This is a genomic window from uncultured Dokdonia sp., assembly GCF_947492535.1.
GTDB lineage: Bacteria > Bacteroidota > Bacteroidia > Flavobacteriales > Flavobacteriaceae > Dokdonia.
Map to the genome: position 1 here is coordinate 126,364 of NZ_CANLNH010000013.1, position 10,395 is coordinate 136,758.

Sequence of the window (10,395 nt, forward strand, 5' to 3'; positions counted from 1 at the left end):
AAGAAGCACACCTTTTTTGTTATTGTGTACGCTTTCGCGAAATCGAACTTGTGAGACCAGCCGGCGGGCAGATTCACAACTATAGGGAGAGCGAAGCGATAAAGCGTATATGTGGTATTAATCTAACCCTCCTTTACGATTTGGACTTCTAGGCGATGGCCATACACGAGGCTCTCCTGTTCTTGAATCTACAGGAAGAACACTCTTTACACGTGATGTTTTTTCAGGATCTTCACTAGCCATATAGGTAAGTATTGCTGTAAGAATCGCATTATTACGTACATCATCAAAGATAATTTTGTCGTAGGTGTCTCTATTGGTATGCCATGTATAATTCCAATATGACCAGTTTAATGAACTTAAACTAAATGCAGGAGCACCAGCAGCTTGAAACGATGCATAATCAGAACCTCCTCTTGCAGGAGCGTCTGGAAACGTAGTTTCGATATGTTGGGTAATATCTTCAGGAACAGCATTTAGCCATCTAGATAAATAGTCATAAGAATGTAAAAAACCACCACCTGATAAGCGAACAACACGACCTGTACCGTTATCTTGATTAAACGAAGCTTGAACGCCTGCAACGATTTCTGGATGATCTTCTACAAAAGCTCTAGAGCCATTTAGTCCTTGCTCTTCACTTCCCCAATGTCCTACTAATATGGTACGTTTAGGATTTGGATAGTATTTCTTTAAAATACGCATGGCTTCCATCATAACCAATGTACCTGTACCATTATCGGTAGCACCGGTACCACCATCCCAAGAATCAAAATGAGCCGAAAGGATGACATACTCATTTGGTTTTTCTGATCCTTTTATTTCTGCAATTGTATTAAACGTAGGCATTTTCCCTAAGTCTTTTGACTGAGCTACAATATTGATTTGTGGTTTGTTGCCTGAATTTACAAGCCTGTAAAGCATTCCGTAGTCTTCTAGTTCAAGATCGACTGTTGGGATTTTTTCAGTTCGTGCACTAAAGATTTTGTTTACACCAAACCCTCTAGACCAGTTTGAAGTGACAATACCTACAGCCCCTGCTTTTTCAAGTGTAGCGGGAAGTGTACGCGAAGTTTGCCCCATTGCTTTTATGTTTTCTCGCCAAGCGTTGGTTTGTGCATCACGATCTTCTTTCATTTTGGCAAATGATTCCTCAGTAGCAAACTCTTCCCAATTATAATCTGGACGACCTGTAGGTTGCAACATAGAAATCAACACAATTTTACCCTTTACAGAAGGAAGCCATTTCTTAAAATCGGCGTCATCTTTTACATTGGAAGGCAATACAACAAGCTCTGCAGTCACCCCTTCTTTTGAAGTACTTGGATTCCATGCCAATTGTGTGCCTCTAAGACTTTGTATACGAGGATACACCATATCTATGTGGGTAATACCGCGTTCCCAACCACGCCATTCTCCCCATTTCTCATTACGAGCAGGAATACCCCAATCTTTATATTTGGCCACAGCCCATTCATTAGCATGTTGCATTTGTGGTGTCCCTACAAGACGAGGACCAATCAAATCCGTAAGTTCATGTGCTAAATTCTCTAATTGAGAGTTCTCATTAGCCTCTTTGATCATGTCTTCAATAATAGGATCTGTTTTTTGCGCAAATGAAATAGCACTTATATATAAAAAGAGGAGGAGTAATTTTGTCTTCATGGTGGTTTAGGTGTTTTTAGTTTGAAAATTTTAAGAATTTTTGAAATTACAAGAATTCTATGAGGATCAAAAAAATGAAATCATAAAAAAAAGAGGCTCTTATTCTTATTTTAGATAATAATGATAGATTTTTATTGAAATAATAGCAATATATGCTTAGAAATCGTATATTAAATGGGTAATAGTAAATCTAATCTGTATCTTTGTTGTAAAGGGATGTCATTGATTCGTTCTATGAAAAATAATAAATAAGATAAAGTGTCTTATATTTTTCTACATTTCTTTGAAAACAAAATACACTAACTTCTAATCTCATTTAATATAAAGAATGGCAAAATCGCAACAGACCTTTAATAAACTCGAAAAAGAAAAAAAACGTTTAAAGAAACGAGAAGAAAAACAAAAAAAGAAATTAGCTCGTAAAGCTGAAGCTAAAGAAAAAGGTGGAGGAATCCAGTTTGCGTATGTTGATCATTTTGGAAATCTTACAGATACTCCTCCAGATCCAAATGATAAAATAGAAGTAGATGTAGAGGATATCGTTCTTGGTATCCCTAAAAAAGAAGAAACTGACGAAGATAAATTCGATCCTATCCATAAAGGGAAAGTATCCTTCTTTGATACCTCAAAAGGATTCGGGTTTATTCTAGATTCAAAAACACAAGAAAAATACTTTTGTCACGTAAGTGGTCTTATAGACACGATTGCTGAAAATGACAACGTTTCTTTTGAACTCGAAAAAGGTGCTAGAGGCATGAACGCTGTTCGTGTTAAGAAAGAGTAAGCATGATACGATATATCATTGCTTCCTTTTTTATCTCTTTTGTAATTAACACTTCTATAGGGCAAGAAAAAAATGAAGTAGATCAGTTTTGGTCTTCTTTACAGTCTTTATGCAATACTTCGTATAAAGGTACACTCGTGTTGCCTGAAAATGATCCTCAGTTTGCAGGAAAAGAATTGTTAATGCATGTGCGTTCTTGTAATGATACAGAGATTAAAATTCCTTTTTTTGTTGGAGAAGATCGTTCGCGTACTTGGGTATTAACCAAAAGTAATGATCGAATTTTATTAAAACATGATCATCGTCACGAAGATGGGAGTGAAGATAAGATTACAATGTATGGTGGTATGACCACCAATGTTGGACAAGCAGGCATACAAGTATTTCCTGCCGATGCAGAAACACAAGTAATGATTCCAGCTGCTTCGGGGAATGTATGGTGGATAACGATAGATAAAACCACATTTACCTATAATCTCAGAAGGTTAGGAACCGAACGTATTTTTACGATTTCTTTTGATTTGTCTACACCTGTAGAAAATCCAGCAGCACCTTGGGGTTGGAAAGAGTAATATTAATTGATATTTATAGATTGTAAATAGAGTTGTTCTACCTTTTCTCGTGCCCATGGGGTTTTACGTAAAAACTTAAGGCTAGATTTAATAGAAGGATCTTTTTTAAAGCAATTGATGTTTACTTGATAACTCAGTTCTTTAAAACCGTATTTCTCAACAAGAAATTCTAAAATATCGACAAGCTTCACACCATGAAGCGGATTATTAGGTTGTGACATTATTTATTTTTAAAGTGCTTTTATAATTGTTAAAAATACCACTTAAAACTCAAAACTCATTTCTTATTTTTACAACGTGAATCGTACAACGCATACGTATCAAATATCGAATCTAGAAAAGTTTAAGAATCAACTTCTCCATTGGGCACAACAATTTGAAGAAGTTGCTTGGTTAGATAGTAATACCTACGCAGATCAAAACTATAAGAGTTATGATGCGATACTTGCTGTAGATGGTTTTACAAGTATGAAGACGTCATATCAAGATGCCTTTGATCGATTAGAAGAGTATCAACATACTACAAAAGATTGGCTGTTTGGATATCTATCCTATGATTTAAAAAATGACATTGAACGCCTTAAAAGCAATAATGATGACTTTGTAAAGTTTCCAGACCTATATTTCTTCCAACCGAAACGTATCTTCTTATTGAAAGGAAATGAAGTCGTATTACACTACCTACCCATGGTAGATGATGAAATGGAGTATGATTGGAAAGAGATTACAAATCAATTGCTTACTACTAATAATAATGACGACACATCACTTCGTATTAAATTAAAGATCCATAAAGACGCCTATAAAAATAAGGTGCGTAAAATGCTGGATTATATTCAGAAAGGGGATATTTATGAGGCTAATTTTTGCCAAGAGTTTTATGCCTATGGTACGATACATCCCGTAGAGACATTTCAACATCTTAATCGTATCAGTACACCTCCATTTGCTACTTTTTTGAAAGTAGATGACCATTTTTTAGTATCAGCAACTCCAGAGCGGTATTTAAAAAAGGAGGGCAGCAAGGTGATAAGCTCTCCAATTAAGGGAACAGCTCCGCGTAGTAAAGATGTGAAAGAGGATTCCGCTTTCGCGAAAGCGTTATCAGAAGACCCCAAAGAGCGTTCTGAAAATATCATGATCGTAGATTTAGTACGTAACGATCTGTCTCGTATTGCTCAAAAAGGCAGTGTGAATGTAGAAGAATTATGTACCGTATATTCTTTTAAACAAGTACATCAAATGATCTCTACCGTAAGTGCACAGATTTCTGTGGGTATATCTCCTGTAGATGTGATACGTGCTACATTCCCAATGGGAAGTATGACAGGAGCTCCCAAAATAAGAGCGATGGAAATCATAGAAGAACTCGAAGAGACAAAACGAGGTTTGTATAGTGGCGCTGTCGGCTATTTTACACCCAATGGAGATTTTGATTTTAATGTTATCATACGTAGTATATTGTACAATGCTGAAGATCAGTATGTATCGTATTCTGTGGGGAGTGCGATTACTGCAAAATCAGACCCAGATAAAGAGTATGCAGAGTGTTTATTAAAAGCAAAAGCAATGCGCGAAGTTCTAGAACGAAAAACGGGATAGGATTTTGTAATTTAGCAAAACTGATTTTTGAAAATTAACTAAGAAAACTAATAATTTCGCTTTCGCGAAAATAGATACAACTATGAGTGACGATAAAAAGATAATATTCTCTATGTCCGGAGTGTCTAAGACATTTCCTGGCGCACAAACTCCAGTTCTTAAAAAGATATACTTAAGCTTCTTTTATGGAGCTAAAATTGGAATTTTAGGTCTTAACGGATCGGGTAAGTCAACCTTGATGAAGATCATTGCAGGCTTAGATACCAATTTTCAAGGAGAAGTAACTTCTGATAAAGAATTTACAACAGGTTATTTAGAGCAAGAGCCAAAACTAGATCCAGAAAAAACGGTATTAGAAGTTGTAAAAGAAGGTGCTGCTGAAACCGTTGCTATTCTTGATGAATACAATAGTATCAATGACCAGTTTGGTTTGGAGGAAGTCTATAGTGATGCAGATAAGATGGAGAAACTGATGGCACGTCAAGCAGTACTTCAGGACGAGATAGATGCTCGTGGTGCTTGGGAACTAGATACAAAACTTGAAATCGCTATGGATGCCTTACGTACGCCTCCAGGTGATCAAAAAATAGGCGTGCTTTCTGGAGGAGAAAAACGTCGCGTTGCTTTATGTAGACTTTTATTACAAGAGCCAGATGTATTACTACTGGATGAGCCTACCAACCACTTAGATGCAGAATCTGTACATTGGTTAGAACATCACTTAGCGCAATATAAAGGAACTGTAATTGCTGTCACACACGACCGTTACTTCTTAGATAATGTAGCAGGATGGATTCTTGAATTAGATAGGGGAGAAGGAATTCCTTGGAAAGGAAACTACTCATCTTGGTTAGATCAAAAATCGAAGCGTATGGCGCAAGAGAGTAAAACAGCTTCTAAACGTCAAAAAACGTTAGAACGAGAGCTAGATTGGGTACGCCAAGGGGCAAAAGGTCGCCAGACAAAACAGAAAGCACGTTTGAAGAACTATGACAAGTTAATGAGTCAAGATCAAAAACAAGTAGATGAAAAGCTAGAAATCTATATTCCTAACGGACCTCGTTTAGGTACTAATGTGATTGAAGCTACAGGTGTAAGTAAAGCGTTTGGAGATAAACTTTTATATGAAGATTTAAACTTTAACCTTCCACAAGCAGGAATTGTAGGTATTATTGGTCCAAATGGTGCTGGTAAAACTACGATCTTTAAAATGATCATGGGCGAAGAAACTGCAGATAAAGGCACCTTTACTGTAGGTGATACTGCTAAGATTGCCTATGTAGATCAGAGTCATTCAAATATTGATCCAGAAAAAACCATTTGGCAAAACTTTTCAGACGAGCAGGATTTAGTATTAATGGGTGGTCGTGAAGTAAATTCTAGAGCGTATTTAAGTCGTTTTAATTTTAGCGGAAGCGAACAAAACAAAAAAGTTGCAACACTTTCTGGAGGAGAACGTAACCGTCTGCATCTTGCCATGACGCTTAAGGAAGAAGGGAATGTATTATTGCTAGATGAGCCTACAAATGATCTTGATGTAAACACATTACGAGCCTTAGAAGAAGGTTTAGAGAACTTTGCTGGTTGCGCAGTAGTGATAAGTCACGACCGTTGGTTTTTAGATCGTATCTGTACACATATCTTAGCATTTGAAGGAGATAGTCAAGTATATTTCTTTGAAGGTAGTTTTTCCGATTATGAAGAGAATAAGAAGAAACGTCTTGGTGGTGATTTGATGCCAAAGAGAATTAAGTATAAAAAATTGATACGTTAAATAGTGCGTATTCATTGTAAAATAAAAACGGCTCAAGATCTAAAATCTTGAGCCGTTTTCTCATTCTTCTTTTTCATTTATAATAAGTTTCTTACGTACTGTTTTATGTAGACTCGCTATTTTTAATATGAACAAGATACGATACATTGTATATACCTATATAACAATACTAAAAAGAGCTTTCCTACCTTTGATCTTAAAATTTAACATATTATAATTAAAGATGCATACTTCTATAAAAACAATTGCTTTTGATGCAGATGATACCCTTTGGATAAATGAAACCTTTTTTAGAGATGCAGAAGATCAATTTTGTGCATTATTGAAATCATATATATCTTATGAAGAATGTCAGAAACGCTTATTTGAAATGGAAATGCGTAACCTTCCTATGTATGGGTATGGTATCAAACCATTTACATTATCATTAATAGAAGCTGCTATAGAAATAACAGATAATAAGGTGTCTATTTCTCAGGTTTCAGAATTAATAAAACTAGGAAAGACAATGTTGGATGCCCCAGTAGTTCTCATCGATGGTATTGAAGATGTGCTTCGTACGCTTTCGCGAAAGCATAAACTGGTGGTCGCCACAAAAGGAGATTTATTAGATCAAGAACGAAAATTAGAGAAGTCTGGACTTGCAAAGTATTTTCATCACATTGAAGTAATGTCAGACAAGCAACCAAAAAATTATACCAAGTTGGTCAACCATTTAGATATACAACCACAAGAGTTTTTGATGGTGGGAAACTCTCTTAAATCAGATATACTTCCAGTATTAGAAATAGGAGGTCATGCATTTCATATCCCTTTTCACACGACTTGGATTCATGAACAAGTAGAAGAAATAGTACAGCATACTAATTTTAGAGAATTATCTCATGCGTCAGAAATAGTACAATTAGTTTCTAAATAGGAGGGAAGTTGTATACGAAATGTTTTATTAAGCACTAAGTTTTTTGAATTCAAAAAAATAATTATTCATTTGTTTCAGTTAGTAAAATACTCATCATTTTTTTAGTGTAAGGGGCTTTTAAATACTTTTATTGCGATTCTGGTAAAGCCAGTGAAATAGATATCATAATCCATAAATTATTTTGCTTAGTTAAAAAAATTAGATATCAATATAAATACTCATAAAAAGAGATATTAATATAAAGTTTTGGATTGTTTTTATATTTTTAAATAGCAGTATAAATGGTGTATATATCGTTAAATATAAAAAGTTTTAAATTTTATTAAAAAAAAAGCACATTTATCACGTTCAAAATTTTGTTTTATAGGAGATGATAATGTACATTTGCATCCGCTTTACAAAAGCAAGTTCTTTTGAAATAGAATTAACGGAGAGGTGCCAGAGTGGTAATGGAGCAGATTGCTAATCTGTCGACGGGTAACTGTCGCCAGGGTTCGAGTCCCTGTCTCTCCGCTTTTTTTTATATTTAGATAACTATTCGGGGTGTAGCGTAGCCCGGTTATCGCGCCGCGTTTGGGACGCGGAGGTCGCAGGTTCGAATCCTGCCACCCCGACAAAATTTTAAAGTTCAGGGCTCTTAGCTCAGCTGGATAGAGCACCTCCCTTCTAAGGAGGCGGTCGAAGGTTCGAATCCTTCAGGGCTCACTTTAATTCCTCACCTTTTAGGTGAGGTTTTTTTTTGCTTTTTTTTAATCATTATTAAATTTATAGCTTCTTTACTGGGATTTTAATCCATTGAGTTGTTATAGTAAATAGATGACTCTTTATTTTCCGTATAATAATAATAAAAATGGTATTTTTACCGTTATTGTTTCTTTGAAAAAAATCCTATGAGATCAAAACTACTTTTTCTATTAACTATCTTTGTTTTTTCAGGTGCATATGCACAAGTAACAGTACAAAGTACACCAACGCTTGTAGATGTTGAAAACTTAATTACAGATGTTTTAGTTGGTGGTTCTACTAATTGCTTTCAAGTAAATAATGTATCAAAGTTTTCAGGAGTTGATGCTGGAGGAGGAAATCCAAATGGTATAGGTTCCTTTAATGCAAATGGAACAAACTTCCCATTTGAAGAAGGTATTGTATTATCATCTGGAGATATTAATACCCTACCTGGACCAAATACAACACTTCAAAGTAATGGTAATACAACTTGGGGCGGTGATCCCGACCTAGATGCTGCCGCAGGTGTTGCTCAAACGATAAATGCATCATTTATTCAGTTTGATTTTGTACCAACAGTTACTGAGCTTAGTTTTGACTTTATTATGGCTTCTGAAGAGTATGATCAAAATTTTGAATGTACTTTTTCTGATGCATTTGCTTTTATATTAACAGATCTTACCTCTGGAGTTGTTCAGAATCTTGCCGTGTTACCTGGAACAACCATACCTATACGAGTTACCAATATACACCCTGATGTTCCTGGTCAATGTCCTGCAATTAATGAAGCCTTTTTTGGACAGTATAATTTTGCTCCTTTTAATGATGCTAATACAGCTCCTACTAATTATAATGGACGAACTACAGTTTTAACAGCTATGGCCTCAGTTGTATCTGGGAATCCATATTCAATTAAACTGGTTGTAGGAGATGATTCTAATGGAGGATTTGACACCGCTTTTGATATCGCAGTTTTTATAGAGGCAGGTAGTTTTAACATTGGTGTAGATTTAGGAGATGATTTGACCATTGCTGGAGATACAAATGCTTGTGCTGGAGATGTCGTTACATTAGATGCTTCTAATGGAGTTGCGTTAGGATCATTATTTCAATGGCAAGTTTTTAATAATGGAACAGGTGTTTTTGAAGATATCGTTGGTGAGACAAACCCTACATTAGATGTTACTGTTACAGGTGAATATCAGGTTGTTGTAACTTCTACAACTGGTGGTTGTGATGGTGCAGATTCTATAATTGTTGAATTTGCTTCGGCTGTTGCAACGGCTCCTATTGATCAAATCACTTGTGATGATGTTTCTAATGATGGCTTTGAAATTTTTGACTTAGATGCTTTAATTGACCCTATTATTATTGGAACGCAAAATCCCGCTGAAGTTGAAGTTACATTTCATACATTGCTTAACGACGCTCAGATGGATATAAATCCTATTCTAACCCCTGCTGCATATAATTCTGATAATGCAACCATCTTTATTAGAGTAGAAAGTGCTTTTGATGATACGTGTTTTGATACAGCATCTTTTATGCTTATTGTTAATGAACGTCCTATTCCTGTTGATCCTGGGCCATTTATTGTTTGTGATAATGCTACAGATGGTAGTGATACCAATGGTTTTACTGAGTTTGACTTGTCAACATTAACCAATACTATTTTAGGTACACAAGACCCAACACAATTTACACTTACATATCATATAGATGCAAATGATGCACTTTTAGATCAAAATCCACTGCCATTACTATTCACAAATACAATAATGGGTGGTCAGACGATTGCTGTAAGACTTGAAAATGATAATTTTACAGATTGCTTTACTGTAATCCCTCTTGATTTAGTCGTTGCTCCTTTACCAGTAATCATAAACCCAGCACCTTTATTAACTCAATGTGATGATGATACAGATGGCTTTACAGTATTTAATTTATTAGAAGCAGGAGCATTAATCTCTGCAGATGCTGCAAATGAAACCTTTCAGTTTTTTGATTCATTAGGTTTCGCTATACCTGATCCAATCGCATATACAAATAGTGTTGTTAACAATGAAACTATAGACGTTATTGTTACTACAGTTAATGGATGTTCTCGCCCTGCTCAGTTAATACTAGAAGTAGATACCTCTCAAATTCCAGCAGATTTCTTACTTGAATATACTGCCTGTGATACAGATAGCGATGGTATTTCAACCTTTGATTTTAGTGATGCTACTCCACAAGTTTTAGCATTATTCCCTGCGGGTCAACTACTCACGGTTACATATTATGAGACACTTCAAGAAGCACAGAGTGAGGTAAATGCGATTCCAGATATCTCTAATTATACAAATGTTTTACC

General features: G+C 35.5%; 8 protein-coding genes and 3 tRNA genes. 9 read left to right on the forward strand and 2 right to left on the reverse strand.

Going from position 1 to position 10,395, the window contains the following annotated elements:
* Positions 1-117: 117 nt before the first annotated feature.
* The gene (locus tag Q1A60_RS16530; RefSeq protein WP_299767119.1) at positions 118-1,665 is read right to left on the reverse strand and encodes a M20/M25/M40 family metallo-hydrolase; all 1,548 of its coding nucleotides are present in this window, start codon (positions 1,663-1,665) and stop codon (positions 118-120) included.
* A 328-nt stretch (positions 1,666-1,993) separates the two neighbouring features.
* Between Q1A60_RS16530 and Q1A60_RS16535 the strand changes: the two genes are divergently transcribed.
* Together Q1A60_RS16535 and Q1A60_RS16540 are read left to right on the forward strand one after the other, a co-directional pair.
* A complete protein-coding gene (locus tag Q1A60_RS16535; RefSeq protein ID WP_299767118.1) occupies positions 1,994-2,449 on the forward strand; it encodes a cold shock domain-containing protein in 456 nt (151 codons plus the stop codon).
* A 2-nt stretch (positions 2,450-2,451) separates the two neighbouring features.
* Positions 2,452-3,021 (forward strand): hypothetical protein, encoded by a 570-nt coding sequence (locus Q1A60_RS16540; RefSeq protein ID WP_299767117.1) that lies wholly within the window; start codon positions 2,452-2,454, stop codon positions 3,019-3,021.
* A gap of 2 nt (positions 3,022-3,023) precedes the next feature.
* Here the strand turns inward: Q1A60_RS16540 and Q1A60_RS16545 are convergent, their stop codons facing one another.
* A complete protein-coding gene (locus Q1A60_RS16545) occupies positions 3,024-3,242 on the reverse strand; it encodes a VF530 family protein (RefSeq protein WP_299767116.1) in 219 nt (72 codons plus the stop codon).
* Between the two features lie 76 nt (positions 3,243-3,318).
* On the opposite strand from Q1A60_RS16545, the gene pabB reads away from it, so the two are divergent.
* From pabB to Q1A60_RS16580, 7 genes are all read left to right on the forward strand, one after another.
* Positions 3,319-4,623: an aminodeoxychorismate synthase component I gene (gene pabB, locus Q1A60_RS16550; protein ID WP_299767115.1), complete on the forward strand. Its 1,305-nt coding sequence runs from the start codon at positions 3,319-3,321 to the stop codon at positions 4,621-4,623.
* Between the two features lie 82 nt (positions 4,624-4,705).
* On the forward strand, positions 4,706-6,397 hold the full coding sequence (gene ettA, locus Q1A60_RS16555; RefSeq protein ID WP_299767114.1) for an energy-dependent translational throttle protein EttA: 1,692 nt from the start codon (positions 4,706-4,708) through the stop codon (positions 6,395-6,397).
* A gap of 223 nt (positions 6,398-6,620) precedes the next feature.
* The gene (locus Q1A60_RS16560; RefSeq protein WP_299767113.1) at positions 6,621-7,316 is read left to right on the forward strand and encodes an HAD family hydrolase; all 696 of its coding nucleotides are present in this window, start codon (positions 6,621-6,623) and stop codon (positions 7,314-7,316) included.
* Positions 7,317-7,745: 429 nt separating this feature from the next.
* Positions 7,746-7,829: transfer RNA gene (locus Q1A60_RS16565), tRNA-Ser, on the forward strand.
* Positions 7,830-7,855: 26 nt separating this feature from the next.
* Positions 7,856-7,930, forward strand: a tRNA-Pro gene (locus tag Q1A60_RS16570).
* Positions 7,931-7,947: 17 nt separating this feature from the next.
* Positions 7,948-8,021: transfer RNA gene (locus Q1A60_RS16575), tRNA-Arg, on the forward strand.
* A gap of 185 nt (positions 8,022-8,206) precedes the next feature.
* Positions 8,207-10,395, forward strand: a 2,189-nt coding sequence (locus tag Q1A60_RS16580; RefSeq protein ID WP_300008011.1) for a choice-of-anchor L domain-containing protein, incomplete at its 3' end; no start/stop codon positions are given.